The sequence below is a fragment of the Actinomadura vinacea genome (assembly GCF_039532545.1).
GTDB lineage: Bacteria > Actinomycetota > Actinomycetes > Streptosporangiales > Streptosporangiaceae > Spirillospora > Spirillospora vinacea.
The window spans coordinates 84,155-108,922 of the sequence record NZ_BAAARW010000006.1 but is presented as its reverse complement, the minus strand read 5'-3'; the positions used below and the strand labels follow the sequence as shown (position 1 = coordinate 108,922).

24 protein-coding genes are annotated in these 24,768 nt (G+C 71.8%); 10 read left to right on the top strand and 14 right to left on the bottom strand.

The genetic code is table 11. The features are described 5' to 3' along the window. Positions 1-11 precede the first annotated feature (11 nt). The 10 genes from ABD340_RS09130 to ABD340_RS09085 all read right to left on the bottom strand — a co-directional run bounded on the left by ABD340_RS09130 (position 12) and on the right by ABD340_RS09085 (position 9,593). Complete coding sequence (locus ABD340_RS09130) at positions 12-932, bottom strand: SDR family oxidoreductase (protein ID WP_344588211.1); 921 nt, start codon at positions 930-932, stop codon at positions 12-14. A 29-nt stretch (positions 933-961) separates the two neighbouring features. Next, a complete protein-coding gene (locus ABD340_RS09125; protein ID WP_344588210.1) occupies positions 962-1,525 on the bottom strand; it encodes a nuclear transport factor 2 family protein in 564 nt (187 codons plus the stop codon). Positions 1,526-1,553: 28 nt separating this feature from the next. Continuing rightward, entirely contained in the window at positions 1,554-2,777 is a 1,224-nt protein-coding gene (locus ABD340_RS09120; protein ID WP_344588208.1) for an acyl-CoA dehydrogenase family protein, read from the bottom strand. Positions 2,778-2,802: 25 nt separating this feature from the next. Further along, positions 2,803-3,921, bottom strand: coding sequence for an acyl-CoA dehydrogenase family protein (locus ABD340_RS09115; protein WP_344588207.1), 1,119 nt, complete (start codon positions 3,919-3,921; stop codon positions 2,803-2,805). A 22-nt stretch (positions 3,922-3,943) separates the two neighbouring features. Beyond that, positions 3,944-4,738, bottom strand: coding sequence for an enoyl-CoA hydratase/isomerase family protein (locus tag ABD340_RS09110; protein ID WP_344588205.1), 795 nt, complete (start codon positions 4,736-4,738; stop codon positions 3,944-3,946). A gap of 11 nt (positions 4,739-4,749) precedes the next feature. Beyond that, complete coding sequence (locus ABD340_RS09105) at positions 4,750-5,505, bottom strand: glucose 1-dehydrogenase (protein WP_344588204.1); 756 nt, start codon at positions 5,503-5,505, stop codon at positions 4,750-4,752. Between the two features lie 16 nt (positions 5,506-5,521). Then, positions 5,522-5,920 (bottom strand): Zn-ribbon domain-containing OB-fold protein, encoded by a 399-nt coding sequence (locus tag ABD340_RS09100; RefSeq protein ID WP_344588203.1) that lies wholly within the window; start codon positions 5,918-5,920, stop codon positions 5,522-5,524. Further along, positions 5,917-7,074, bottom strand: a complete 1,158-nt coding sequence (locus ABD340_RS09095; protein WP_344588202.1) for a thiolase family protein — start codon at positions 7,072-7,074, stop codon at positions 5,917-5,919. The genes ABD340_RS09100 and ABD340_RS09095 overlap by 4 nt, the downstream gene beginning before the upstream one ends. Before the next feature lie 11 nt (positions 7,075-7,085). Continuing rightward, on the bottom strand, positions 7,086-8,654 hold the full coding sequence (locus tag ABD340_RS09090) for an AMP-binding protein (RefSeq protein ID WP_344588201.1): 1,569 nt from the start codon (positions 8,652-8,654) through the stop codon (positions 7,086-7,088). Positions 8,655-8,726: 72 nt separating this feature from the next. Continuing rightward, the gene (locus tag ABD340_RS09085) at positions 8,727-9,593 is read right to left on the bottom strand and encodes a crotonase/enoyl-CoA hydratase family protein (protein WP_344588200.1); all 867 of its coding nucleotides are present in this window, start codon (positions 9,591-9,593) and stop codon (positions 8,727-8,729) included. A gap of 100 nt (positions 9,594-9,693) precedes the next feature. On the opposite strand from ABD340_RS09085, the gene ABD340_RS09080 reads away from it, so the two are divergent. Genes ABD340_RS09080 through ABD340_RS09065 form a run of 4 tightly spaced genes read left to right on the top strand, consistent with a single transcriptional unit; the run spans position 9,694 to position 13,730 of the window. Further along, positions 9,694-10,464 carry an enoyl-CoA hydratase/isomerase family protein gene (locus ABD340_RS09080; protein ID WP_344588199.1) on the top strand — a complete coding sequence of 257 codons (771 nt, stop codon included), beginning with the start codon at positions 9,694-9,696 and terminating at the stop codon, positions 10,462-10,464. A 6-nt stretch (positions 10,465-10,470) separates the two neighbouring features. After that, positions 10,471-11,589, top strand: a complete 1,119-nt coding sequence (locus ABD340_RS09075) for an acyl-CoA dehydrogenase family protein (protein ID WP_344588198.1) — start codon at positions 10,471-10,473, stop codon at positions 11,587-11,589. A 14-nt stretch (positions 11,590-11,603) separates the two neighbouring features. Continuing rightward, positions 11,604-12,869 carry an acyl-CoA dehydrogenase family protein gene (locus tag ABD340_RS09070; RefSeq protein ID WP_344588197.1) on the top strand — a complete coding sequence of 422 codons (1,266 nt, stop codon included), beginning with the start codon at positions 11,604-11,606 and terminating at the stop codon, positions 12,867-12,869. 39 nt (positions 12,870-12,908) lie between these two features. Beyond that, on the top strand, positions 12,909-13,730 hold the full coding sequence (locus ABD340_RS09065) for an enoyl-CoA hydratase/isomerase family protein (protein ID WP_344588196.1): 822 nt from the start codon (positions 12,909-12,911) through the stop codon (positions 13,728-13,730). 32 nt (positions 13,731-13,762) lie between these two features. On the opposite strand, the gene ABD340_RS09060 is transcribed toward ABD340_RS09065, so the two are convergent. Continuing rightward, positions 13,763-14,572 (bottom strand): FadR/GntR family transcriptional regulator, encoded by an 810-nt coding sequence (locus ABD340_RS09060; RefSeq protein WP_344588195.1) that lies wholly within the window; start codon positions 14,570-14,572, stop codon positions 13,763-13,765. Between the two features lie 235 nt (positions 14,573-14,807). On the opposite strand from ABD340_RS09060, the gene ABD340_RS09055 reads away from it, so the two are divergent. The 4 genes from ABD340_RS09055 (at position 14,808) to ABD340_RS09040 (ending at position 18,969) form a co-directional block, all read left to right on the top strand. Further along, positions 14,808-15,260 carry a Zn-ribbon domain-containing OB-fold protein gene (locus tag ABD340_RS09055; protein WP_344588194.1) on the top strand — a complete coding sequence of 151 codons (453 nt, stop codon included), beginning with the start codon at positions 14,808-14,810 and terminating at the stop codon, positions 15,258-15,260. Continuing rightward, on the top strand, positions 15,257-16,405 hold the full coding sequence (locus ABD340_RS09050) for a thiolase family protein (RefSeq protein WP_344588193.1): 1,149 nt from the start codon (positions 15,257-15,259) through the stop codon (positions 16,403-16,405). The genes ABD340_RS09055 and ABD340_RS09050 overlap by 4 nt, the downstream gene beginning before the upstream one ends. Positions 16,406-16,441: 36 nt before the next feature. Next, positions 16,442-17,746, top strand: coding sequence for an acyl-CoA dehydrogenase family protein (locus tag ABD340_RS09045; protein ID WP_344588192.1), 1,305 nt, complete (start codon positions 16,442-16,444; stop codon positions 17,744-17,746). Between the two features lie 74 nt (positions 17,747-17,820). Continuing rightward, complete coding sequence (locus ABD340_RS09040) at positions 17,821-18,969, top strand: acyl-CoA dehydrogenase family protein (protein ID WP_344588191.1); 1,149 nt, start codon at positions 17,821-17,823, stop codon at positions 18,967-18,969. Between the two features lie 67 nt (positions 18,970-19,036). Here the strand turns inward: ABD340_RS09040 and ABD340_RS09035 are convergent, their stop codons facing one another. Then, positions 19,037-19,738, bottom strand: coding sequence for a hypothetical protein (locus ABD340_RS09035; RefSeq protein WP_344588190.1), 702 nt, complete (start codon positions 19,736-19,738; stop codon positions 19,037-19,039). Then, a complete protein-coding gene (locus tag ABD340_RS09030) occupies positions 19,738-21,039 on the bottom strand; it encodes a phenylacetate--CoA ligase family protein (RefSeq protein WP_344588189.1) in 1,302 nt (433 codons plus the stop codon). The genes ABD340_RS09035 and ABD340_RS09030 overlap by 1 nt, the downstream gene beginning before the upstream one ends. 165 nt (positions 21,040-21,204) lie before the next feature. On the opposite strand from ABD340_RS09030, the gene ABD340_RS09025 reads away from it, so the two are divergent. Continuing rightward, entirely contained in the window at positions 21,205-22,392 is a 1,188-nt protein-coding gene (locus tag ABD340_RS09025; RefSeq protein ID WP_344588187.1) for an amidohydrolase family protein, read from the top strand. A gap of 74 nt (positions 22,393-22,466) precedes the next feature. Here the strand turns inward: ABD340_RS09025 and ABD340_RS09020 are convergent, their stop codons facing one another. Continuing rightward, positions 22,467-23,312, bottom strand: a complete 846-nt coding sequence (locus ABD340_RS09020) for an SDR family NAD(P)-dependent oxidoreductase (RefSeq protein WP_344588186.1) — start codon at positions 23,310-23,312, stop codon at positions 22,467-22,469. Between the two features lie 197 nt (positions 23,313-23,509). Here ABD340_RS09020 and ABD340_RS09015 point away from each other — a divergent pair, with 197 nt between their 5' ends. Further along, complete coding sequence (locus ABD340_RS09015) at positions 23,510-24,763, top strand: ABC transporter substrate-binding protein (protein WP_344588185.1); 1,254 nt, start codon at positions 23,510-23,512, stop codon at positions 24,761-24,763. The last annotated feature ends 5 nt before the right edge of the window (positions 24,764-24,768 follow it).

The window sequence follows — 24,768 nt, the reverse complement described above, 5'->3', positions numbered from 1 at the left end:
AGAGTATTTAGTTAAATCATTATACTATTGCCGCGCTCGCCCAGCCCGTCGGCGTTGGGCGCGGCCCTGGCCACCAGCCCCGGGACGACCTCGGTGAGGGCCGCGGGATCCCACCGGTCCGCGGCGTCGGCCGACGGGCCGTTGACCCAGCCCTCCAGCACCGTGATCCGGTTGCCCATCGCGCCGAAGACCCGGCCCGTCACGTCCTTGGACGCGGCCGAGCCCAGCCACACGACCAGCGGCGAGATCGCCTCCGGGCTCAAGTCGGCCTTCGCCGCCGCGTCCCGCATGAACTCCACGTCCTCGGTCAGCCTGGTCAGCGCCGTGGGCGCCACGGCGTTGACGGTGACGCCGTACCGGACCAGCTCCGCGGCCGCGATGATCGTCAGACTCGCGATCCCCGCCTTGGCGGCGCCGTAGTTCCCCTGGCCGACGCTGCCGAACAGCCCCGACGGCGATGAGGTGTTGATGACCCGGGCGTCCACCGTCCGGCCGAGCTTGCTCTGCTCGCGCCAGTACGCGGCCGCGTGGTGCAACGGCGCGATGGTGCCCTTGAGATGGACCGCGAGCACACCGTCCCAGTCCCGCTCGGTCATCGACACGACCATCCGGTCCCGGAGGATGCCCGCGTTGTTGACGAGCACGTCGAGCCCGCCGAAGGCGTCCACGGCCTGCTCGACCAGCTGCCGCGCCCCGTCCCAGGACGAGATGTCGCCGGTGTTCGCGACGGCCTCGCCGCCGGCGGCCGTGATCTCGTCCACCACCCGTTGCGCCGGGCCGCCGGAGGCCCCGTCGCCGTCACGGCCCGCGCCGAGGTCGTTGACCACGACCTTGGCGCCCTGCTCGGCGAACGCCAGCGCGTGCGCCCGGCCCAGCCCGTTCCCCGCTCCCGTGATGACGGCGACGCGCCCTTCGCACAGCTTCTCGCTCATGAGTCCTCCTCGGCTGACGGGTCCGGCGCTCACGGCCGGTCCGTGAGCGTTCCGATCGATGGGTCGTCTCCCCAGAAAGGCCCCCACGAGGGGAACTGCGCCGGCAGCGACGGCTCGGCCGCCCCTTCCCAGCCGGTGAAGGCCACCGCCTGGGGACGTTCGGTGGCGTCGGCGGCGTACCAGTGCTTCTCTTTGCGGCGGGAGAAGTACCACTCCCCGTCCAACCGGACGTATTCGTCGTAGTAGCAGATCGCCATCACGATCCAGCGGTCCCCTACTTCGTGTTCGGCCCGGCAGTAGACGGCCCCGCTCGCGTGGTCGCGGTCGATGAACTCGACGCGATGGCCGCAGATCTGATGGATCGAACGGTAGAAGCCGCGGACGAGGGGTTCGATGAACGCGCGCAGGGCCTCGCTGCCCTGCCCGTGGCGTCCCATGTCCACGTCGGGACGGAAGCAGGCGACCCACGCGTCCAGGTCCCTGGAATCCACCGCGATCGCATAGCGGATAGGGAGTTGCCCGATGGCCAGGTGGGACTCGATCCGGTCGAGCCGGTCCGCGACGTTGTCATGGCCGGCGGAGGCAGCGGTCATCGGTTTCGCCTTTCGCACACGACGTCGGTCACGCCGGCCTTGGATCCCGCGGCAGCCCGAGCACCTGCTCGCCGATGATGTTGCGCTGGATCTCGCTGGACCCGCCGTAGATCGTCTCGGCGAGCGAGAGGAGGAAGGAGCGCTGCCGGGTGTCCAGGCCGTAGCCGTTCCCGACGATCTGCCCGGCCGCGCCGGCGATCTCCATGGCCAGGTGCCCCATCCGCTGGTGGTTGGTCGAGGCGTAGAGCTTGGCCGTCGTCGCCTGCGGGCCGGGGGCGCGGCCCTGGAGCAGTTCGGCGACCGTGCGCAGGTTGGTGGTGCGCATGATCCGCACCGAGATCCACGCGTCCAGGAGCGAGCGGCGGCGCATCGGGTCGTCCAGGGCGCCCTTTTCGCGGGCCAGCTCCAGCAGTGACTCCATCTCCCGTTCGAAGGTGAGCTGCAACGGCAGCAGCGTGGCACCACGTTCGATGCCGAGCGTGCCCAGCGCCGTGCGCCAGCCCTGGCCCACCTCGCCGACGACCATGTCCGCCGATGTCCTCGCGTCGGTGAAGAACACCTCGGCGAACTCGTCCTGCGCGGCCAGGGAGCGGATGGGACGGATCTCGACGCCGGGCTGGTCCGCCGGGACCAGCAGCATGCTGAGGCCCTTGTGCCGCCGGGATTCCGGGTCGGTCCGGCACAGGACGTACAGCCAGTCGGCGTGCATGCCGAAGGTGGTCCACACCTTCTGGCCGTTGACGACCCACTCGCCGCCGTCCAGGGAGGTGTCGGGCCCTGAGGGGCGGCGGGACGGGGTGAGCACTGCGCGGGTGCGCACGGCCGCCAGGTCCGATCCCGCGCCGGGCTCGCTGAAGCCCTGCCCCCACAGCTCCTCGACGGCCAGGATGCGCGGGAGGAACCGCCGCTTCTGCTCCTCACTGCCCATCGCGATCAGCATGGGGCCGAGCAGGTCGACGCCGTTGCCGGTGGCCCGGAAGGGGGCCCCGGACCGCGCGTACTCGTACTCGAAGACGATCTCTTCGAGCAGGCCGAGGCCGCGTCCGCCGTACTCCTCCGGCCAGCCGATGCCCAGCCAGCCCCCGGCCGACAGCTCGCGATCCCAGGCGAGCCGGACCTCCCACGCCTCGCCGTCGGTGGGGCCTCCCACGCCGCGGTGCGCCGCGAACTCGCCCACCAGGTGCTCGGCGAGCCAGGTGCGCACCTCCTCCCGGAAGTCGGCCACGTCCGCGCCGAACTGCAACTCCATCATCGATCCCTCCTCGCGCGGCGCGCGGTCACAGGCCCAGCCCGGCGGCCAGGAGTTCGCGGTGATGGGCGGGCGACCCCAGCAGCACCTCAGAGCTCTTCGCCCGTTTGAAGTACAGATGCGCGGGATGCTCCCAGGTGAAGCCGATCGCGCCGTGCACCTGGATGCTGCCGCCCGCCACCCGCGTGCAGACCTCCGAGCAGTAGACCTGGGCCAGCGCCGCGGCGATGCGGATCTCCCGCTCGTCACCCGATTCCAGGGCCCACAGCCCGCCGTAGGCCGCCGAACGGGCCGACTCCAGCTCGGTGAGCAGGTCGGCGCACAGGTGCTTGACTCCCTGGAACGATCCGATCGGACGGCCGTACTGCGCCCGGACCTTCGCGTACTCGACCGCCGCCGCGAGCGTCGCCGCCGCGCCGCCGACCTGCTCGGCGGCCAGCAGGATGCCCGCCGTGGCCAGGGTGCGCTCGATGCCCGGCCACGCGGCACCGGCCCGCCCGACCAGCCGCGCGGGCGTGTTGACGAACTCCAGCCGCGCCTGCTCGCGGGTCTGGTCCAAGGTCGGCAGCCGGGTCCTGGTCAGGCCGGGGGCGGCCGCATCGACGGCGAACAGGCTGATCCCGTCCGCGGCGCGCGCCACGACCAGCAGCAGATCGGCGAGATGCCCGTCCGGCACGAACGTCTTGATCCCCGACAGCGCCCAGCCACCGCCGACGTGGGAGGCGGCGAGGCGCACGCCGGCCTCGGTCCAGTGCCCGCCCTCCTCGGTCAACGCCAAGGTCGCCACGGTGTCCCCGGCGCAGATCCCGGGCAGCAGGTCCTTGGCGGCCCGGTCGTCGCCGGATCGCAGCAGGGCCTCCGCCGCGAGCGCCACCGAGGCGAAGTACGGAGCGCACAGCAGCGCCCTGCCCATCTCCTCGAAGGCGATCCCGAGCTCGGCGTATCCGAAGCCCGAGCCGCCGTACTCCTCGGGCACAGCGAGTCCCTGGAGCGAGAGTTCGCCGGCGATGCGCCGCCACACGGCGGGGTCGTAGCCCTCGCCGCCCCCGGAGATCCGGCGCACCTCGGCCTCGGTCGAATGCCGGGCGAGGAACGAGCGCACGATCTTGCGCAGTTCCTCTTGCTCCTCGCTAAAGCTGAAGTCCATCGTCCTCTTCCCTCGCCGTGCTTCAGCGGCCCTGGAACTCCGGGTCCCGCCGCTCGCGGAAGGCCCTCAGCCCTTCCTCGCGGTCCAGCGTCGTGAACAGCGCCGTGACGGTCTCGCGCTCGTAGGCGATCGCGGTCCGCAGATCCATGCCCGGGCCGCGATCCACGAGGTGCTTGCCGGCCTCCAGAGCACGTGGCGCCCCGGCCGCGAGGCGGTCGGCGAGTTCCAGCGCGGCCTCCAGAGCGCCGCCGGGCTCGGCGAGCTCGTTGACCAGCCCGACCGAGTGCGCCCGCTCCGCCGTGATCGGATCGCCCGTGAGGATCATCTGCTTGGCGATGGCGGGCGGGGCGAGCCTGGGCAGGCGCTGGGTGCCGGCCGCACCCGGCAGCACGCCCAGCCTCATCTCCGGGACGCCCAGGCGGGCGCCGGCCTCCGCGACCCGCAGATCGCAGGCCAGGCACAGTTCCAGGCCGCCGCCGAAGGCGAACCCGTGGATCGCGGCGACCGACGGCTTCGGGTACGCCTCCAGCAGGTCCAGGACGTCGGTGGTCCGGTGGACGAAGGCCCGGAAGTCGTAGGGGCCGGCGCAGTTCCCGATCTCGTCCAGGTCCGCGCCCGCCGAGAAGGCGCGCCCGGCTCCGGCGATGACGAGCGCGCGGACGTCGGGTTCCCCGCGCAGCCGGTGCAGCTCCGTCTCCAGCCGGTCCAGCGTGGGCGTCCCGATGGCGTTGAGCTTGTCGGGACGCTTCAGGGTGAGGACGGCGACGCGGCCCCGTATTTCGGTGGTCAGTACCTCGGTGGTCAGTGCCTCGGTCATCTGGACGTCCCTCACACCATCGTCAGGCCGCCGCTTACCGACAGCGTCTGGCCGGTCATGTAGGCGGCGGCGTCGGTCGCCAGGAACGCCACGACCCCCGCGATCTCGGCGGGCTCGGCGGGGCGCCGGAGCGGGATCGCCCGGATCGTCGCGTCGTACATCTTCTGGCTGTACTCGGCCACCTGGCCGAGCAGGGCGGTGTCGGTGGGCCCGGGGCACACGGTGTTGACGGTGATGCCGTGCCGGGCGACCTCGCGGGCCAGCGCCTTCCCGAACGCGATCACGCCGCCCTTGGTGGCGGAGTAGACCACCTCGCCGGACGAGCCGACCCGCCCGGCGTCGGAGGCGATGTGGACGATCCTGCCGGTCCCGCGGGCGATCATGCCGTCCAGCACCGCGCGGGTCACCGTGATGGTGCCGCGGAGGTTGACGGAGATGATCCGGTCCCACTCCTCCTCGGTGCTGTCGACGAAGCGCTTCACCACGTCCACGGCCGCGTTGTTGACCAGGACGTCGACCGGTCCGAGCGCGGCGGCCGCGGTCTCCACCGCCGCGCGGACCGCGGCGCCTTCGGAGACGTCGGCGGTGACGCCGACGGTGCGGACGCCGTGCCGCCCGGCCACCGCCGCGGCGCTCTCGGCGGCGGCCTCGGAGTTCACGTCGCACACCGCGACGGCCGCGCCCCGCGCGGCGAGCGCGTCGGCGACCGCCGCGCCGATGCCGCGGCCGGCGCCGGTCACCATCGCGACCCTGCCCTGCAGTTCCACGTGCCCTCCTGAATGGTCAAAGGTCGGCCGGGACGAAGCACGGCAGCGTGATGTCGTCGTCGAGCCCGCGGAAGGACACCCGCACCCGGGTCCCGATCGCCACCGAGTGCGGTTCCACGTCCACGACGTGGGAGAGCAGCGTCCCGCCGTCATCGAGGTCGATCACCGCGAGGGCGAACGGCACCTCGAATCCCGGCCCGGGGGTGCGGTGCACGACGGTCACGGAGTAGACGACGCCCCGCCCCATGGACGGCTCGTAGTCCCAGCTCGCCGACATGCAGTGGGGGCAGGCCGGTTCGGGGGCGAAGAAGCGCGCCCCGCAGTCCGCGCAGCGCGGGATGAGCAGCTCGCCCCGGCGGGTCCCCTCCCAGAACGCGCGGGACAGCTCCGTCGGCACGGGCACCGGCCGGCTCACCGGTCCTCCCCCAGGACGGCCATCTCGTAGTGCTGCGCGCCCGAGCCGGCGTTGCCCACGACGGCGAGCCGCGCGTTCCCGATCTGGTGGACCGCCGTCCCGCGCAGTTGCCGCACGGCTTCCACGACCTTGAGTGTCATCTGCTGGGTTCCGTTCCAGGAGTAGGACAGGCAGCCGCCGTCCGGGTTCACCGGGTGCTTGCCGTCCAGGGCGATGGCGCCGCTCTCGGCGAGCGGTCCGCCCTCCCCCTCCGCGCAGACCCCCAGCGCCTCCAGCTGGCGGATGATCTCGAAGGAGTTGGGGTCGTAGAGGGAGAAGACGTCGATGTCGTGCGCGCCGACGCCGGCCGTCCCGTAGGCGCGGGCGGAGGCGTCCCGGCCGATCTGGCCGACCTCGCGGTACAGGGCCGGGTTGGCGTAGGCGGCCTGGTGGTACTCCATCCCCCCGCCCAGCACCGCGATCGCCGGGTGCGGCAGGTCCCGGGCGCGGTCGGCCGTGGTCACCACGAACGCCGCGCCGCCCTCGCCCACGATGCAGCAGTCGAGGAGGTGGAACGGGGTCGCGACCATGCGGGAGGCGAGCACGTCCTCGGCGGTGTAGGGCCCCTTGCCGTACATCATCGCCTCGGGATTGGACGACCCGTTGTTGCGGATCGTGGCCGCCACCTCGGCGAGCTGGCGGGAGGTGGTGCCGTACTCGTGCATGTGACGCGCGGCGACCAGCGCGAACTGCGCGACCACATAGGAGCCCCAGACATCGGTGAACTCCAGGGGCGCGCCCGCTCCGACGGGGGCGTTGGCCGGCCCGCGGGACACCAGGCGGCAGCCCCCGACCACGACCGTGTCGGCGTAACCCGCGGTGACCGCGGCGGCCGCCTTCAGCAGCCCGCGCGCCCCGGAGTTGTCCAGCATGGAGTCGCTCGTCCAGCGAAGGCTCCGGCCGAACATGCGGGCCCAGGAGCTGCCCTCGCCCTCGACGCCGCCGGGCCCGGGCCAGTCGAGCTGCGCGCCGTCGATGTCGGACGGGGTCAGCCCGGCGTCGGAGATCGCCCCGCGGACCGCCTCCATGGCCAGGTCCATCGCCGTCCGGTGGGGCAGCGACAGCGCCTGCTCGGTGGCGTGGATCCCCGCGATCACGGCCTGCCGTGAACCCATGGCGCCCGCCATCAGCGGCCCGCCCCGAGGGTGTCGGCGCCGGGGTACCCGCCGCCGCCGAAGCGCTCGTCCAGCGCCTCGTAGTCCTTGGTCCCGGCGGCGGTGCGGGGAAGCGCGCCGAGGAACTCGACGGTCTTGGGCTTCTTGTACGAGGCGATGCGCTCGCGGCAGTGCCCGATCAGCTCCTCCGGACCGGCCTCCGCACCGTCGTGCAGGACCACGACGGCCTTGACGTCCTGTGCCCAGCGCTCGTTCGGGACACCGATCACCGCCGCCTCGCGCACCGCCGGGTGCGACTCCAGGCAGTTCTCCACCTCGGCCGGGAAGATGTTCTCGGCGGCGGACTTGAGCATCCGGGTCGTGGTGCCCAGGAAGCTGATCGTGCCGTCGGCCTCCCGGCGGCCGAGGTCGGTGGTGTGCCACCATCCGGACCGGAACCGCTCGGCGTTGATCTCGGGACGGTTCCAGTACCCCAGGTGCACCAGATCGCCGCGCACGCAGATCTCCCCGGCCTCCCCGACCGCGCACTCCCGGCCCTCGCGGTCCAGGATCCGGACCATCGAGAACAGGCCCGGCCTGCCCGCGTTCCCGGTTCCGGACCCGCCGGACGCCGCGGTGACCACGAGCCCGGTCACCTCGGTCTGCCCGTAGACGCGCCCTTCGCCGCCGCCGTTGCGGGTGAAGCGGCTGGTGTCGGTGGTCGCCATGCCCTGCCACAGCTGCGGGGCGATGGTCGCCTTGAGGAACGACAGGTCGTGCCCCGCCTCCTTGTTGAGCTCCACGAGGCGCGCGATGGTCGGCGGCATGAGGTAGGCGTGCGTGCACCGCTCGCGGACCAGCAGCGGGAGCAGCTGCTCGGGCTCGGCACGGCGCACCACGACGTTCTTGCCGCCATGCAGGAACGCCGGGATGCCCCAGAGCTGGTAGTTGCCGATGTGGAACATCGGCCCGGCGTTGAGGAAGGCCGCCTCCTGCCCGATGTCGCCCATCCACCCGCCATTGGCGCCCATCGCCAGCAGGTTGCGGTGCGACAGCATCGATCCGCACTGCCGGCCGCTGATCGCCGCCGTGTAGATCACCAACAGCGCGGTGTCGGGATCGACCTCCCGGTCGGGGTCCTCGGCGGAGCCCGAGGCGAGGAACGCCTCGTACCCGTCCTCGCCGGCGCCGTCGTGGCGCAGCCAGAGCGCCGCCGTGCCCGACACCTCCGCGCGGGCTTTCGCGACGGTCTCGCCGATCTCCTCCTGCTGCCAGACGATCACCTTGGGGTCGAAGTCCTCGATCGCGAAGGCCATCTCCGGCGCCGCCCAGCGCCAGTACCCCGGGCACACCATGGCCCCGATCTTGGCCGCGGCGCCCAGCAGCTCGTAGACCCTGAACGAGTTCTGGCCGAGCCACAGGACGCGATCGCCCGTCCCCACGCCGGCGGCGGCGAGCGCGCTGGCCAGCCGGTCGGTCCTGGCGTCGACCTCCGCCCAGGTGAGGCGCAGGTCGCCGTCGACGAGCGCGTCGGCGTCGGCGAAACAGCGGCGATGCTCGCGGATCACATCACCAAAGGTCATGCGGCGGGTCGTGGTCACGGGCGCTCCTACGGCGTGGGCGGGTTCCGAGATGGGGCCATATCGATTTAATAGTATAACTATTTAGCTCTACTATGCCAGCGGGCGGAACTCCGCCTCCTCCCACCACGGGTAGACCGGCGGCATGTCGGAGCTCACCCTTCCCGGGAAGCGCGGCGGACGTTTGCCCAGGAACGACGAGATGCCCTCCGCCGGATCCGGGCCGCCGCCGATCTGGCTCATGATCCGGGAGTCGAGCCGGTGCGCCGCCATGGGATGCGGCTCGCCGAGCATCCGCCACATCATCTGGCGGGCGAGGGCGACCGAAACGGGGGCGGTGTGGCCGGCTATCTCACGGGCGATCGCGCGCGCCGCGGGCAGGAGGCCGTCCGGTTCGTGGAGGGACAGCACGAGCCCGGCCGCGTACGCCTCCTCGGCGCCGAAGACCCGCCCGGTCGCGACCCACTCCATCGCCCGCTGCATTCCCACCGCCCTCGGCAGGAACCAGCTGGACGCCGACTCCGGGACGATGCCGCGGCGGGCGAAGACGAAGCCGAACCGCGCCGCGGTCGAGGCGAGCCGGATGTCCATCGGCAGGATCATGCTCGCCCCCACGCCGACCGCGGGCCCGTTGACGGCAGCGATCACCGGCTTGGCGCACTCGAACAGGCGCAGCGCGACGCGGCCGCCGGAGTCCCGGTGCCGGGCCCCGGCCTCCCGGTGGTCGAAGGAACCGCCCCCGGCGCTCACATCGGCGCCCGCGCAGAAGGCCCGCCCCGCGCCGGTCACGATGACGGAGCGCACCTCGTCCTCGCGGTCGGCCTCGTCGAGCACGGCGAGGAGGTCGTCCATCATCCGCGGGGTGAAGGCGTTCAGCCGGTCGGGGCGGTGGAGCGTGACCGTGAGAACGTGTTCGGCCAGGTCCGCCCGCAATGTCTCATACTCGCGACGTCCGCTCACACCCACCCTCCGACGCGCCGAACATGTCCCGCGCTTCCGTATATTAAGTTAGACCATTCAACTATGATGCCTTTATCTGGGCAACCCTCGTGGAGGTGCGATGTACGGCCTGTCCCCCGATCTGGCGGTGACCGCGCACGGGCCGATCCGGCTGGTGGAGCTGAACCGGCCCGGCAAGCTGAACTCGATGAGCGAGGGCCTGCACACCGCCCTGGCCGAGGTCTGGGACCGCGTCGCGGCCGACGCCGACGCGCGCGCCATCGTGCTGACGGGCCGCGGCCGGGCGTTCAGCGCGGGCGGCAACTTCGAGGTGATGACCCGGGTCCAGCGCGACCAGGCCTTCCGCGACCAGAACGTCAACGAGGCCCGGCGGATCATCACCGGCATGGTCCGCTGCCCGGTGCCGGTCGTCGCGGCGGTCAACGGCCCCGCCGTCGGGCTGGGCTGCAGCCTCGCCCTGCTCAGCGACATCGTGCTGATCTCCGAGGACGCGTACCTGTCGGACCCGCACGTCCAGGTGGGCCTGGTCGCCGGCGACGGCGGAGCGCTCGTGCTGCCGCTCATCGTCGGACTGGCCCGCGCCAAGGAACTGCTCTTCCTGGGCCGCAGGGTCAGCGCCGAAGACGCCGTCCGCCTCGGGCTGGCCAACTCGGCCGTCGCCAAGGACGCGGTACTGGACGAAGCCATGAGCCTGGCGCAGCGCCTGGCGGACATGCCCGTCCAAGCGCTGCGCGACACCAAGCGGGCGGTGAACCTGCACCTCGAACAGGCGATGTCGACCGTGCTGGAGGCCGCGCTGACCGCCGAACGGGAGAGCATGCACTCCCCCGAGCACGTGGCGATCGTCGAGAAGCTCATTTCGAGGGGCTGAGCGGAAATGGACTTCGCCTTCGACGATGCCCAGGAGGAGCTGCGCCGGACGGTGCGGGCCTTCCTGGAGGAGACCGCGCCGGAAGCCGAGACCCGCCGCGTCATGGAGACCGCGGCCGGCTACGACCCGGCGCTGTGGCGGCGGATGGGAACCGAGCTCGGCCTCCAAGGGCTCGCCATTCCCGAACGGCACGGGGGCGCGGGCGCCGGCCCCGTGGAGGTCGGGCTCGTCATGGAGGAGATGGGCCGCGCCCTGCTCTGCGCCCCCTACCTGGCCTCCGCCGTCCAGGCCACGACGACGCTGCTGCACGGCGACGACGAGGAAGCCCGCTCGGATCTGCTGCCCGGCCTGGCCTCGGGCGACCGCGTCGCGACGCTCGCGCTGACCGAGGACACCGCTCGCTGGGACCGCGAGGGCGTCGCGCTGACGGCACGACCGCAGGAGGACGGCGGCTGGCTGCTCAACGGCCACAAGACCTTCGTGCTCGACGGCGCCCAGGCCGACGTGATCCTCACCATCGCCGAGACCCCCGGCGGCATCGGGATCTTCCGGGTGGACGGCGGGGCGCCCGGACTCATCCGCACCGCTCTGACCACCCTCGACCCGACCCGGCGGCAGGCGCGCCTCGAGTACCGCGACGTTCCGGCGCGGCGTTTGCGCACCGCGGGAGACGCGTGGGGACTCGTGGAACTCGTCCTCCATCACAGCGCCGCGGCCTTGGCGGCCGAGCAGGTCGGAGTGGCCTCCCGTGCGCTGGAGACGGCGGTGGAGTACGCGAAGGTCCGGCATCAGTTCGGGCGCGCCATCGGCTCCTTCCAGGCGGTCAAGCATCTGCTGGCCGATGTGCTGATGGAGGTCGAATCGGCCAGGGCCGCGGCCTACGCGGCCCTTCTGTCCGCGCAGCAGGGCGGCACGGACCTCCCCGCGATGGCGAGCCTGGCCAAGTCGTTCTGCTCGGACGCGTGCCTCCAGGCCACCCAGGGCAGCATCCAGGTCCACGGCGGTATCGGTTTCACCTGGGAGCATCCCGCGCACCTGTACTTCAAGCGCGCGAAGACCTCGCAGCTCCTGCTCGGCGACCCGGCCCACCACCGCGAACTTCTGGCCCGGACGATCGGCGTCTGAAAGGAGGGGACTCCGTGGACATCAGCTACCCGCCCGAGGCCGAGGGGTTCCGCGCGGAGGTCAGGGACTTCCTCGCCGAGCACCTGCCCGCCGACTGGCCCGGCATCGGAGCACTGGACGAGGAGCCGGCCCGGGCGTTCTCCCGCGAATGGCGCGAACTGCTGGCAGAGCGCGGTTACCTCTCGATCGCCTGGCCTGAGCAGTACGGCGGCCGCGGGCTGTCGAAGCTGCACCAGGTCGTGCTCATGGAGGAACTGGCCCGCGCCGGCGTCCCCTTCGGGCTGCCGCAGGACACCTTCGGCGTCAAGATGCTGGCGAACACGCTGCTGCGCTGGGGGACCGAGGAGCAGAAGGCGCACTTCCTGCCCCGCATCCTCAGCGGGGAGGACACCTGGTGCCAGGGCTACTCGGAGCCGGACGCCGGATCCGACCTGGCCTCGCTGACCACCCGCGCAGTGCTCACCCCGCCCCGCCGCCCCTCAGGGCCCGACACCTCCCTCAACGGCGACGAGTGGGTGATCAACGGGCAGAAGGTGTGGACCTCCGGCGCCCACCACAGTGACTGGATCTTCGTGCTGGCCCGCACCGACCCGCGGGCGTCCAAGCATCGCGGCATCTCCTTCCTGCTGGTGCCGCTGGACCAGCCCGGGGTGGAGGTACGGCCGTTCCGGATGGCCAGTGGGCAGATGCACTTCAACGAGGTGTTCTTCACCGGGGCGCGGACCCGGGCCGACCTCGTCGTCGGGGGCGTCGACAACGGCTGGACGGTGGCGCAGAGCCTGCTGGGCGTCGAGCGCGGCGAGGAGGCCGCCACCAACCCCATCCTCTTCAAAGCCGAGCTCGAACGCCTGATCGAGCTGGCCCGGATGTACGGCAGGGACCGCGACCCCGTGATCCGCCAGCGCATCGCCTGGTGCTGGTCGAAGGTCGAGATCATGCGCTACCTGGGCTACCGGATCCTGACCGGCTGGCTCAAGGGCACCGAGCCCGGGCCCGAGTCGTCCATCGCCAAGCTCTACTGGAGCGAGTACCACCTCCAGGTCACCGACCTGGCCATGGACATCATGGGCATGCACGCCCAGGTGCCCGCCGGCCGCCCGCCGCTGCGGACCTACCGCACCGACGACCCGGGCGCGGCGAACTCCTCCGGCTCCTGGTCGGCCACGTACCTGATCGCCCGCTCGGGGACGATCTACGCCGGAACCTCCCAGGTGCAGCGCAACATCCTCGCCGAGAAGGTGCTGGGCCTGCCGCGCGAGCCGCGCCCGGCACACAAGTGATCAAGAACCGACACGCCCCCCACCCGCACAGGAGAATCCATGACCGACCCCTACGCCGAGTTCAGCTCGCTGAAGTTCGACCGTCCCGCCTCCGGGGTGCTGCGCCTCGTGCTCGACGCCCCCAACCTCAACGCCGTCGACCCGCGGATGCACCGCGAACTGGCCGACGTCTGGCCGGTGATCGACCGCGACGAGGACACCCGCGCCGTGCTGGTCCAGGGTGCCGGCAAGGCGTTCTCGGCCGGCGGCACCTTCGACTCCATCGAGGCGATGACCGAGGACCACGCGGTGCGCGTCCGCGTGATGCGGGAGGCCCGGGACATGGTCTACGGCGTGCTGAACTGCGCCAAGCCGGTCGTGTCCGCCATCCACGGCCCGGCGGTCGGGGCCGGGCTCGTGATCGGCATGATGGCCGACATCTCCATCGTCGGCCGCGCGGCGAAGATCGTCGACGGGCACACCCGGCTGGGCGTCGCGGCGGGTGACCACGCCGCCATCTGCTGGCCCCTGCTGTGCGGCATGGCCAAGGCCAAGTACTACCTGCTGACCTGCGAGACGCTCACGGGCGAGGAGGCCGAGCGGATCGGCCTGGTGTCCAAGTGCGTCGACGACCCCCAGGTGCAGGACGAGGCCCTGCGCGTGGCCACGGCCCTGGCCGCGGGGCCGGCCAGCGCCATCAGCTGGACGAAGCGCTCCCTCAACCACTGGTACCGCTCCGCCTCCCCGATCTTCGAGGCGTCCCTCGGCCTGGAGTTCCTCGGGTTCGGCGGGCCGGAGGTCCGCGAGGGCCTGGCCTCGCACCGGGAGAAGCGCAGCCCCGACTTCGAGGCCGTCGGACGGAAGAACCCGCTGGACCTCTGATCCAGCGGGTTCGGCGCGCATGTGCGGTGGGTTCAGTCGATCAGTTCCAGCAGGGTCTTGGGACCCGCGGCGTTGACCACGTCATCGGCCGCGGTGATGTGGCGGTGCCACAGCTTGGCGGCCTCCTCGGCCTTGCCCGCCTCGATCAGGTTCACCAGCCGCACATGCGCCCGATGCCCCTTGCGCGCCTGCGCCGTGTGCTCGGGGTCGGCCCCCTCCGCCGCCACGTGCGCCGCGTTCGCGCGGTCCACGATGTACCGCAGCATCCCGGCCAGCAAGATCAGCGTCTGGTTCCCGGTCAGCTCCACCAGCAGCCCGTGGAACCGGTCCTGGGCCGCCACCAGGGCATCCGGATCGCCCAGGGCCGCCTTCTCCTCGTCCACCGCCTCCCGCAACCGGGCCACCACGTCCGCCTGCGGCTTCTGCGCCAGCGCCCGCACGCACGCCGGCTCGATGATCGCGCTCGCGCCGAACACGTCGCCCACCGGGGTCTGCCGGAACTCCAGGATCAAACCGGCGTACCTGGCCGCGACCTCGGGATCGGGAGCACTCACCCGGGCGCCGCCGTGCACCCCGCGGCGCACCGTGATCAACGATTCCGACTCCAGCACCCGGAACGCCTCGCGCAACGTCGGCCGCGACACCCCGAACTGCTCCATCAGCACCGACTCCGACGGCAGCGCCTCGCCCACGTCCAGCTCACCCCGGACGATCTGCCGCCGCAGCGCGCCGGCCACCAGCTCGGCCGACTTCGGCACCCGCACCCGGCGCCCCACCAGCCCGCGGCCCGGCGCCGGCGCCGCGCCTCGCGCCGACTCCCCCGAACGAGCAGCCTCAGCCACCGCGCACACCCCTTCCAAACCCCGACAGTAAGAGTCAGATGATTTCTACTAACACAACAAGACTAGCAGCGCACCCATTACGCAGACGTTTCCTCCGGCAACCGGAGCCGGTGACGCGGGCCACTCCGAAGCCCGCCTTCGAAAAAGGCTAACTAATTTACATATCTAGCTCTTTTGGATACGCTGCGCCCAGGATGGCATCGCCGGGCCCGGGCCCGGAGCGAAGGAGTCGTCGATGACGAAGACCAAGGCCGAGCCGGTCGCCGAGGAGCTCTTCACCTGGCCCTCCGACGATCCGCGGCTCATCGGCTCGCAGTGCGCCGGCTGCGGGCTGCTCGCCTTCCCGGTGACCGGCCAGTGCATGCGCTGCGGCGGCACGGAGTCCGCCCACCGGACGCTGTCGAACGAGGGCACGCTGTGGACGTTCACGACCCAGGGCTTCCGGCCGCCGTCCCCGCCCTACGACGGCAACGACACCGCCGAGAGCTTCCGGCCGTACACGGTCGGCTATGTGGAACTCCCCGAGGGTCTGCTGGTGGAGGCCCGGTTGACCGAGCCCGACCCCGGGGCCCTGACGATCGGGCAGCCGATGCGCATGGTGGTGGTCCCCTACAGCGTCGCCGACGACGGCACGCAGATCCTGACGTTCGCGTTCGCGCCCGCGGGCGCCACCGCCGAGGAGGCATGATGGAAGCGGTCATCATCGGCGTCGGCCTGCACCCCTTCGGGCGCTTCCCGGGGAAGTCGGCGATGGACATGGGCGCCGACGCAGTCCGGCTCGCGCTGGCGGACGCCGGCGTGACGTGGGCGCAGGTCCAGGGCGGCTTCATCGGCAGCCTCGAGGTGGCCAATCCCGACGCGATCGTGGGCCGCCTGGGCCTGACGGGCGTCCCGCTCCGCGGCGTGTTCAACGGCTGCGCGACCGCCGGCACCGCGGTCTCGATGGCGGCCCGGGCGATCGAGACCGGGGAGCATGACCTGACCATCGCCATCGGCATGGACAAGCATCCCCGCGGCGCGTTCGCGGCGGACCCCTCGGTGGCGGGTCTCCCCTCCTGGTACGGGCAGACCGGCATGTTCCTCACGACCCACTTCTTCGGCATGAAGATCAACCGCTACATGCACGACCACGGCATCACCGAGCGGACGCTGGCCCGGGTCGCGGCCAAGAACTTCCGCAACGCCTCCGGCAACGAGAAGGCGTGGCGGCGCACCCCGCTGACCGAGGAGGAGATCCTCGCCTCGCCGGTGCTGAACCATCCGCTGCGGCAGTACATGTACTGCGGCCCCGACGAGGGCGCCGCCGCCGTGGTGCTGTGCCGGGCGGACCAGGCGCACAAGTACACCTCCGCCCCGGTGCGGGTGCGCGCGAGCGTGCTGCGCAGCCGCAGGCTGGGCGCGTTCGAGGTGCAGAGCCCCTCGATGCCCGCCGGAGAGCAGGCGCCGAGCCCCAGCGTGGACGCCTCGCGGGCCGCCTACGAGGCGGCGGGGATCGGCCCGGAGGACGTCCGGATCGCCCAGCTCCAGGACACCGACGCCGGGTCCGAGATCATCCACATGGCGGAGAACGGGCTGTGCAAGGACGGCGAGCAGGAGCGGCTCATCGCCGAGGGGACGACCGAGCCCGGCGGCCGGCTCCCGGTCAACACCGACGGCGGCCTGATCGGCAACGGCGAGCCCATCGGCGCGTCCGGGCTCCGCCAGATCCACGAGATCGTGCAGCAGCTCCGCGGCACCGCCGGAGCGCGGCAGGTCCCCGGTTCGCCTCGCGTCGGGTACGCCCACCTCTACGGCGCTCCCGGCGTCTCCGCCGTGACCATCCTGTCCACCTGACCCGACGTCCAGGCCGACCAGCTAGGGAGCAGATCGATGGCGAACGATACCGACGGTGGCGGCGGCGACCTGTCGGCGTTCACGGCGGAGGTCCGCGCCTTCCTCGACGCCCACGCCCCGGCCCCGGCCGGCGGCGAGGGAGAGCGGAAGGCGTTCGCCTGGGGTACGGGCGACGATCGGATGGCGTACTTCGGCTCGGACCCGCCGGAGGTGGAGCGGCGCAAGATCCAGGAGGCCCGGGACTGGCAGCGCACCCGCTACGAGAACGGCTTCGGCTGGATCACCGGTCCCGCCGAGTACGCGGGCCGGGGGCTGAGCCCGGTGCACGACATGGTCTACAACGCCGTCGAGGCCGAGTACGACGTGCCGGACACCGGCGTCCTGAGCGTCGTCGGCCTGGGGATGATCGGCCCGACGGTCCTCGCCCACGCGCGGCAGCACATCAAGGACCGCTGGCTGCCCGAGATGTACCGGGGCGACGCCATCGCGTGCCAGCTGTTCAGCGAGCCCGAGGCGGGCTCCGACCTGGCGAGCGTGCAGACCCGCGCGGTGCGCGACGGCGCCGCGTGGATCCTCAGCGGGCAGAAGGTGTGGACCTCGGTGGCCCACCACAGCAGGCTCGGCCTCGCGCTGACCCGCACCGCCCCCGACGCCCCCAAGCACAAGGGCATCACCGCCTTCCTGGTCGACATGACCCTTCCGGGGGTCGAGGTGCGCCCGCTGCGCCAGATGACCGGCGGAGCCGACTTCAACGAGGTCTTCCTCAACAAGGTCCGGGTGCCGGACGACCACCGGCTGGGCGAGGTCGACGGCGGGTGGACGGTGGCGCTGACCACGCTGATGAACGAGCGCGCCACCGTCGGCGGCGACGACGGCGGTCCGGCCGCCGCGGCGCTGTCACCGGAGCGGCTGGCCGCGGTCATGCGGGCGACCTGGACCCTGGACGACCACGCGGTGCGGTCCCGGGTGGCCGAGCTGCTCGCGGACGTCATGGCCACCGAGCATCTGAACGCGCGGGCGGCGCGCGGCATGCGCGCCGGCGTGGCGCCCGGGCCGGAGATGTCGGTGGCCAAACTGATGTACGCGCAGAACCTCACCCGCGCCGCGCACCTGGTCACCGACGTGTTCGGGCCGCGTGCCATCGCGGACTCGGGCGAGTGGGGCACCTACGCCTGGTCGGAGCTGCTGCTGGCCACGCCCGCGCTGCGCATCCTCGGAGGAACCGAAGAGATCATGAAGAACATCCTCGCCGAGCGGGTGCTCGGCCTTCCCAAGGAGCCGGGGATCGACACCAGGTCCCCGTTCCGCGAGCTCCGCCGGTCCGGCGGATCGGCGTCATGACCGAGCGAAGCGAGGGCATGAGCGCCGTAGTTGCCGGGGGGCGTGGGGGGTCGTCCCCCCACAAGGAACACGTCATGACCGGCGTCGTGGAGCTCTCCGAGGCGGAGCTGGACGAGCTGCGGTCGGCGGTGCGCGCCTTCCTCGAGGCCAAGTCGCCGGAGGACGCCGTCCGCAAGGCGATGGAGGGCGACCCCCGCTACGACCCCCAGGTGTGGGCGCAGATGGCGGACCAGCTGCGCCTGCCCGGTCTCGCCATTCCCGAGGAGTACGGCGGCGACGGCTTCGGGCAGGTCGCCCTCGGCGCGGTGCTGGAGGAGATGGGCCGCGCCCTGCTCTGCTCGCCCTTCTTCGCCACCGTCGTCCTCGCCGCGCAGGCCCTGCTGGCCTCCGGGGACCGGGACGCGTGCGCCCGCCACCTCCCCGGGATCGCCGCGGGGACGACGACCGCCGCGCTCGCGGTGGCGGAGCGGACCGGCGCCTGGGATCCGGTGCAGATCACCGCCAGGGCCGTCCGCCGGACCGGGGACGCCGCGGGCTGGGAGCTGACCGGGACGAAATCGTTCGTGATCGACGGCACGTCGGCCGACCTGCTCCTGGTGGTGGCGCGCACAAAGGCCGGGCCCTCGCTCTTCACGGTCGATCGCCGGGCTGCTGATCACGTGGCCCCCGGCCTGACGAGCGAGCCGATGGAGACGCTGGACGCCACCAGGACGATGGCCCGGGTGCGCCTGGAGAGCACTCCCGCCACGCTGGTGGGCACGGACGGCGCCGGGGGCCGGCTGATGGCGCGGATCCTCGATCTCGCGGCCGTCGGCCTGGCCGCCGAGCAGGCCGGCGGCGCGGCACGGTGCCTGGAGAGCAGCACCGCCTACGCGGGCACACGGGTCCAGTTCGGCCGTCTCATCGGCAGCTTCCAGGCGGTCAAGCACAAGTGCGCCGACATGCTGGTCCAGGTGGAGCTGGCGCGGGCCAGCGCGCGCGAGGCCGCCCGCCTCGCCGACATCGGGGACGAGGGGTTCGCCGTGGCGTCCGCGGCGGCGCACGTTTGCTGCTCCCGCGCCTACCTGTTCGCCGCCACGGAGAACATCCAGGTCCACGGTGGCATCGGTTTCACCTGGGAGCACCCCGCCCACCTGTACTTCCGCCGGGCCAAGTCGTCCCAGCTGATGCTCGGCGGACCGTCCGCCTATCACGAGCGTCTGCTGGAACGACTGGGAATCTGACCCGCTGGAGCGCCGAAGCAGTCCGGCCCGCCGCGTTCGCGGCGGGCCGGACTGCTGCGCGCTCGTCTCAGCCGAAGATCACCCGGGGGTCGTCGCTGCCGCAGGCGCAGCGTTCGGTGCGCACGCTCCCCGCGGTGTCCAGGACGATCTCCCCGGTCCCCTTCGCGCGCTCCGCCGAGGCCGCGGCCACGCCGAGGCCGCCGTCCCGCTCCCTGACGGTCCATTCCGCCCGGTTGACGTGGGCGCCGTCGCGCTCCCGGCACTCGACGGCCAGCGCCGGCCCGAGCGGGGTCATGATCCCCGCGGGCACTCCGGCGTCGCGCAGCCGCCGGGCCGCGTCGGGACGGCCCAGGAGCACCGGGGTGTCGCGGAACAGGTCACCGATCATGGCCTGTCCGCTCAGCGCCTCCAGGGTCTCGAGCGAGATCCCGAGCACCGCGTGCAGGTCCAGCTCGCGGTGGAAGACCCTGGTGCGGACGTGGTCCCACCCCATGGACTCCGACGTCCCGTAGACCACGCCCATGTTGCGCAGCGCCTCGATGACCGGTTGGAACCAGGCCCCCTCGTAGCCCGAGAAGCTCACCAGGGCACGGTGGCCTTCCGCGAGGCCCAGCCCGCGCAGCCGGTCCTGGGTCCAGGCGGCGTCACGGGCGAGCTCGTCCCAGGTCACCTCGTACTCGGCAGGGCCGTCCGGTCCCCGGACCGGAACGATGTAGGCGGTGGCCGGGTGATCGAGCATGCAGGCTCGGGCGAGCGTCTCCTGGCGCATCAGTGCTTCACCACCCTCGGGAACTTCGCAACGCTCCGCACGGTCGACATCAGCTCCTCCTCGGTGTGCAGTTCCAGACGCGCCTCGACTCCGGTCCGTTCGGCGATGCCGGCGCGCAGTCGGGCGGCGAGATCGGCGGTGTCCGCGGTCATGGCGGGGTCGTAGCCCACCCGTACGCGAAGCCGGTCGACCTCCCGCGAAGGCCGGACGATCTGGAACACGCCGGCGGCCGTCTCCGGCTCGGCCTCCACGGCCTGCCACACGTCGCGCAGCACCACGGGCGTGCCCTGGACCAGGGTCTCGTCGCCCCGCCGGCCGGCCACCCACATCCGCCCGTGCGTGCGCCCGCAGCCGCAGCGGTCGTGGGTGAGACGCACCAGGTCCTCGCTGCGGTACCGGATGAGCGGCGCGGCACGGTTGTCCAGGTCGGTGGCGACCAGCTCGCCCATCGCCCCGTCCGCCACCTGCTCGGTGCCGGCGGGGTCCAGGCACTCGGCGAAGACCGTGTCCTCCCACAGGTGGAAGCCGTCATGCTCCCGGCATTCCCAGGCGGTGCCCGTGTCGGCGGCGCTGGTGTACTCGTACAGCTCGATGCCCCACTCGTCCTGGACCTTCTTGCGCATCCGGGGGCTGATCGGCTGCCCGGCGCAGGAGGCCCCCTTGAGGGACGAGAAGATCTCCTTCAGCTCGTACTCGCCCGCGAGATGTTCGAGCTCGACCAGTTGCGGATAGATGAGCTGGAGGTACGCGGGCCGGTAGCGCCGCACCACCTCCAGGGTCTCGGGCATGCGCCCGAACCAGGTGTCGGCCGAGATCACCACCGCGCCGAGGGCGTGGTAGCCGTAGTCCATGAGGTTCCGGAACGTCCCCGGCGGGCTCACCACCCGATCGCCCGGGCGCAGGCCCACTTCCCACAGGTCGCGCAGCTGAGCGGTGACCAGCGGCGGGGCGCCGTCCCAGATCTCGGCGAAGAACTCCGGATCGCCGGTCGTCCCGGAACTGGAGGTGATCGACGTCAGCTCGGACGGCGGGACGCACAGCAGCCCCCCGTAGGGATCCCCGGTGCGGGACCGGTAGTCGCGCACCGTGTCCTTGCCGAAGGCGGGGACGCGCTCCTGGAAGTCCTCCAGGGACTTGATGTCACGAGGGTGCACGCCGTGCGAGTCCCACAGCTCCCGGTAGAACGGCGATCTCTCGTAGGCGGTGGGCACCAGCTCCAGGATCCGCCGCTCCTGTGCTTCCCGGAGCGCCTCCCGGGGCATGGTCTCCACCTCGGGCTCGAGGTATCTGTCGTCCGGCATGCGCCCTCCTCGTCCTGGGCTCGGGGAAGCACCCGAATCATCGCCCGAAGCAGGCGAATCAGTCAACTGATTCAGCGAATCAGCCGCCAACTGTCCGAACGCTAGCAAGTTTTATTTATATAGCTATATTGGGTGAACCTGTCCCGGCAAGCGAGAGGACGGCCGATGAGCGGCGCACTCCCCTACCAGATGATCGACTTCGACACCCACTCGTACGAGACCACGGACTGCTTCACCCGCTTCATGCCCAGGGACAAGCTCGACACGGCGGTCCAGCTGGTGCGGCTCGCCTCCGGGGAACAGGTCCTGCTCGCCAACCACCGGGTCATCAATGCCATGGAGAACCAGAACCTGGACAAGGCCTACGTGCCGGGGTCCCTCGCCGAGATGCTCCGGCAGCGCTCCCAGGGAGCCACCGCCGACGCGGAGCGGTTCTTCGAGGACTTGAAGGACGAGTACCTCAACCGGGACGCGCGCCTGGCCAAGATGGACGAGCAGCAGATCGAACGGGCGCTGATGTACCCCGGCGGCTGGGGCCTGCTCGCCGAGGCCTACCTCGACGGCATCGACCCCCTGTACGACAACCTGCGTTCGTTCAACAGGTGGATGAACGAGGACTGGGGCTTCGCCTACAAGGACCGCATCTACGCCCCCGCGATGCTCTCGCTGCGCGACCTCGACCACGCCGTCGCCGAGCTGGAGGCCGTGCTCGACGCCGGCGCCAAGTTCATCATGCTCCCCGCGGGCCCCGCCTACGGGCGCTCCCCCGGCGACCCGTACTTCGACCCCTTCTGGGCGCGCGTCAACGAGGCCAAGGCCAACGTCGCCTTCCACATCTCCGAGTTCCACTACCAGGCCAACGTCGCCTCGCACTGGGGCTGGGGCCTGGTCCCGCCCTTCCAGTTCTCCGCCTGGCAGTGGCAGAACACCTACGGCGAGCGGCCCATCACCGACACCCTGTCGGCCCTGATCTTCGACAACCTCTTCGGCCGCTACCCCGACATCAACGTCGTGGTCAGCGAGTTCGGCGCCGAATGGGTGCCGCACTTCCTCAAGCACATGGACAAGAGCCGCGGCATGGGCCGCAACGGCGTCTGGCTCGGCGGCCAGCTGCCCGAACGGCCGAGCCGCGTGTTCCACAAGCACGTCAAGGTCGTCCCCTACCCCGAGGACGACATCCTCTCGCTCGCCGACCGGCTCGGCACCGTGGACTCGCTCGTCATGGGCTCGGACTGGCCGCACGCGGAGGGCATGGCCGACCCGAAGGACTACTTCGGCAAGGTCGCCGGCCTCGGCGAGGAGAACCGCAGGAAGTTCCTGCGTGACAACGCACTCCCCCTGGTGACCGCCTGAGAGCCGCCGCCGGGGCTCCCGCCGCGCGGGACGGCCCCGGCGGACGGCGACACGAGCCGCGGCCGCCCGGCCGGTCACAGCAGCGGCAACATGCCCAGGACCGTCGCGGCCGTCGCCCCCGCGTCGACGGGCAGCGCCGCGGCCGTGATCCAGCCGCTCTCGGCGCAGGCCAGGAAGAGCGCCGCCCATGCGACGTCCCAGGCCGAGCCCTCGGTCTGCAGCAGGTTCGCCTTGCGCCGCAGCTCGCGCCCCTCCTCCCCGCCGCGATCCCCGATCGGGGTGTGCAGATGCCCTGGAACCAGGCAGTTCACCCGCACCCCGAAACGGCCCCAGCTGTAGGCGAGGTCCGCGGTCAGGGCGATCACGCCCGCCTTGGAGGCGCCGTAGGCGCCGCTGCCGAAGGCGCGCACCGCCGCGGCGGACGAGATGTTGACGATGGAGCCGCCCCCGGACGCCCGCAGGTGCGGCAGCGCGGCCCGGCTGGTGACCATCGTGCCGCGCAGGTTCACCCCGACCACCCGGTCCCACTGGCGCAGGTCCGGCGCGTCCGCCGCGTCCCCGGTGATGCCGGTGTTGTTGACCAGCACGTCCAGCCGCCCGGCCGCGGTCACGAGCGCGTCCGCGGCGCGCTCGACCTCCGCTTCGTCGGTCACGTCCGCGACGAGCGGCACTCCGCGCCCGCCCTGCCGCCCGATGAGGGCGCACGTCCATTCCGCGCGCTCGGCGGCGAGGTCCAGCACGCCCACGACGGCCCCCTGGGCGGCCAGGAGGAGCGCGATGGCGGCGCCCGTCCCGAGGAAGCCGGGGTCCGGGCCGCCGCCCCCGCCGGCCACCAGGGCGACGCGCCCGCGCAGCCGGTCCCCGTGCGGCGGCAGCGCGGCGGTGCCGCCGCGGCCCTCACCCGTGTTCGTGCCGGTCATCGAACCTCCTGGACGCGCCGTGGCCTCGCGGACCTATACAGCTTAAATATATAACGAATCTCTTTACTTACTCTTGTTGCACTGTTACCTTCCTCACACGCGTGATTCATCGCCGAACGTGCCATGCGGCCGGGTCCTCGCCGCCGCCGCCCCTTCCCCTCCTGCCCCACCGGCCCTATCCACTCGGGAGCCGTCTGATGACCAGACCATTTCGCCTGCTCGGAACCGCCGGCCTCAGCGCGGCCGCGCTCGTCCTCGCCGCCTGCGGCGGGGACGGCGGCGCGGAGAAGGAGGCGGTCAACCCCGCCCTCACCAAGTCCGAGATCAAGATCGGGCTGATCGTGTCGCAGACCGGGGCCAGTTCCTCGTCCAGCAAGAGCGGCGCGGACGCGGCCCTGGCCTGGCAGCGCTGGGTCAACTCCGGCCAGGGCATCGCGGGGCACCCGGTCAAAGTGATCATCAAGGACGACAAGAGCGACGGCGCCACCGCGACCGCCGCCGCGAAGGACCTCCTCGCCGACCCGCAGGTACTGTCGATCAGCTCCGAGGCCGCCAACACCGAGCAGCCGGTGGCGGCCGCGCTCGGCGGCAAGGACGTCCCCGTCATCGGCGCGACCGGATACCAGACCAAGATCTGGACCGGGTACCCGAACTACTTCCCCACCACGCCGCAGGCGTTCCCCGGCTCGGTGCTCGCCCAGTTCGCGGCCGCCAAGGCGGTCGGCGCCACCAAGTGGGCTTCGGCCTACTGCGCCGAGGTCGCCAACTGCAAGGAGGCCACCACGCTGCACGGCCCGGCGGCGCGGCAGGTGGGCCTCCAGCTCGCCGGCTCGGTGGCCGTGTCGACGACGGCCCCCAACTACACGGCCGAGTGCCTGCGGCTGAAGAACCAGGGCGCCGACTTCATCCAGATCGCGGTCGCCCCCGCGGCCGGCCGCAAGCTCATCTCCGACTGCACCGCCCAGGGCTACAAGGGCTACTTCGGCGCCACCGCCGGCACCGTCAACGCCGAGCTCACCAAGGCGCCGAACGTCAAGCTCGCCGGCGGGCTCCAGGGCTTCCCCTGGTGGACCGACGACCAGCCGGTCAAGCAGTTCCGCGACGCGATGAAGAAGCACTCCGAGGACGCCGACTACGAGAACCCCGCCGCCACCTCGGTCTGGACCGCGCTCGAAGTGACCCGCAAGGCCGCCGCGGGCATCGGCGACCAGCCGTCCCGCAAGGACATCATCGCCGGGCTGCACAAGTTCAAGGACGAGGACCTCGGCGGCCTGCTGCCCCAGAAGATGACCTACACCGAGGGCAAGAACGGGCCCGCCATCACCTGCCTGTGGCTCTACAAGCTGGAGAACGGCAAGTTCACCAGCGCGCCGCTCAGCGGCCCGTCCGGCAACAGCGTCGCCGGCGGCCCGCTCAAGACCGACTGCATGAGCGCCCCGGCGGGCGGCTGAGGGTC

What these genes read in the sequence shown, in the direction of transcription:
- ABD340_RS09130 (WP_344588211.1), bottom strand. Translation starts at nt 932, where the DNA reads ATGAGCGAGAAGCTGTGCGAAGGGCGCGTCGCCGTCATCACGGGAGCG.
- ABD340_RS09125 (WP_344588210.1), bottom strand. Translation starts at nt 1,525, where the DNA reads ATGACCGCTGCCTCCGCCGGCCATGACAACGTCGCGGACCGGCTCGAC.
- ABD340_RS09120 (WP_344588208.1), bottom strand. Translation starts at nt 2,777, where the DNA reads ATGATGGAGTTGCAGTTCGGCGCGGACGTGGCCGACTTCCGGGAGGAG.
- ABD340_RS09115 (WP_344588207.1), bottom strand. Translation starts at nt 3,921, where the DNA reads ATGGACTTCAGCTTTAGCGAGGAGCAAGAGGAACTGCGCAAGATCGTG.
- ABD340_RS09110 (WP_344588205.1), bottom strand. Translation starts at nt 4,738, where the DNA reads ATGACCGAGGCACTGACCACCGAGGTACTGACCACCGAAATACGGGGC.
- ABD340_RS09095 (WP_344588202.1), bottom strand. Translation starts at nt 7,074, where the DNA reads ATGGGTTCACGGCAGGCCGTGATCGCGGGGATCCACGCCACCGAGCAG.
- ABD340_RS09080 (WP_344588199.1), top strand. Translation starts at nt 9,694, where the DNA reads ATGTACGGCCTGTCCCCCGATCTGGCGGTGACCGCGCACGGGCCGATC.
- ABD340_RS09075 (WP_344588198.1), top strand. Translation starts at nt 10,471, where the DNA reads ATGGACTTCGCCTTCGACGATGCCCAGGAGGAGCTGCGCCGGACGGTG.
- ABD340_RS09065 (WP_344588196.1), top strand. Translation starts at nt 12,909, where the DNA reads ATGACCGACCCCTACGCCGAGTTCAGCTCGCTGAAGTTCGACCGTCCC.
- ABD340_RS09055 (WP_344588194.1), top strand. Translation starts at nt 14,808, where the DNA reads ATGACGAAGACCAAGGCCGAGCCGGTCGCCGAGGAGCTCTTCACCTGG.
- ABD340_RS09050 (WP_344588193.1), top strand. Translation starts at nt 15,257, where the DNA reads ATGATGGAAGCGGTCATCATCGGCGTCGGCCTGCACCCCTTCGGGCGC.
- ABD340_RS09045 (WP_344588192.1), top strand. Translation starts at nt 16,442, where the DNA reads ATGGCGAACGATACCGACGGTGGCGGCGGCGACCTGTCGGCGTTCACG.
- ABD340_RS09040 (WP_344588191.1), top strand. Translation starts at nt 17,821, where the DNA reads ATGACCGGCGTCGTGGAGCTCTCCGAGGCGGAGCTGGACGAGCTGCGG.
- ABD340_RS09035 (WP_344588190.1), bottom strand. Translation starts at nt 19,738, where the DNA reads ATGCGCCAGGAGACGCTCGCCCGAGCCTGCATGCTCGATCACCCGGCC.
- ABD340_RS09030 (WP_344588189.1), bottom strand. Translation starts at nt 21,039, where the DNA reads ATGCCGGACGACAGATACCTCGAGCCCGAGGTGGAGACCATGCCCCGG.
- ABD340_RS09025 (WP_344588187.1), top strand. Translation starts at nt 21,205, where the DNA reads ATGAGCGGCGCACTCCCCTACCAGATGATCGACTTCGACACCCACTCG.
- ABD340_RS09020 (WP_344588186.1), bottom strand. Translation starts at nt 23,312, where the DNA reads ATGACCGGCACGAACACGGGTGAGGGCCGCGGCGGCACCGCCGCGCTG.
- ABD340_RS09015 (WP_344588185.1), top strand. Translation starts at nt 23,510, where the DNA reads ATGACCAGACCATTTCGCCTGCTCGGAACCGCCGGCCTCAGCGCGGCC.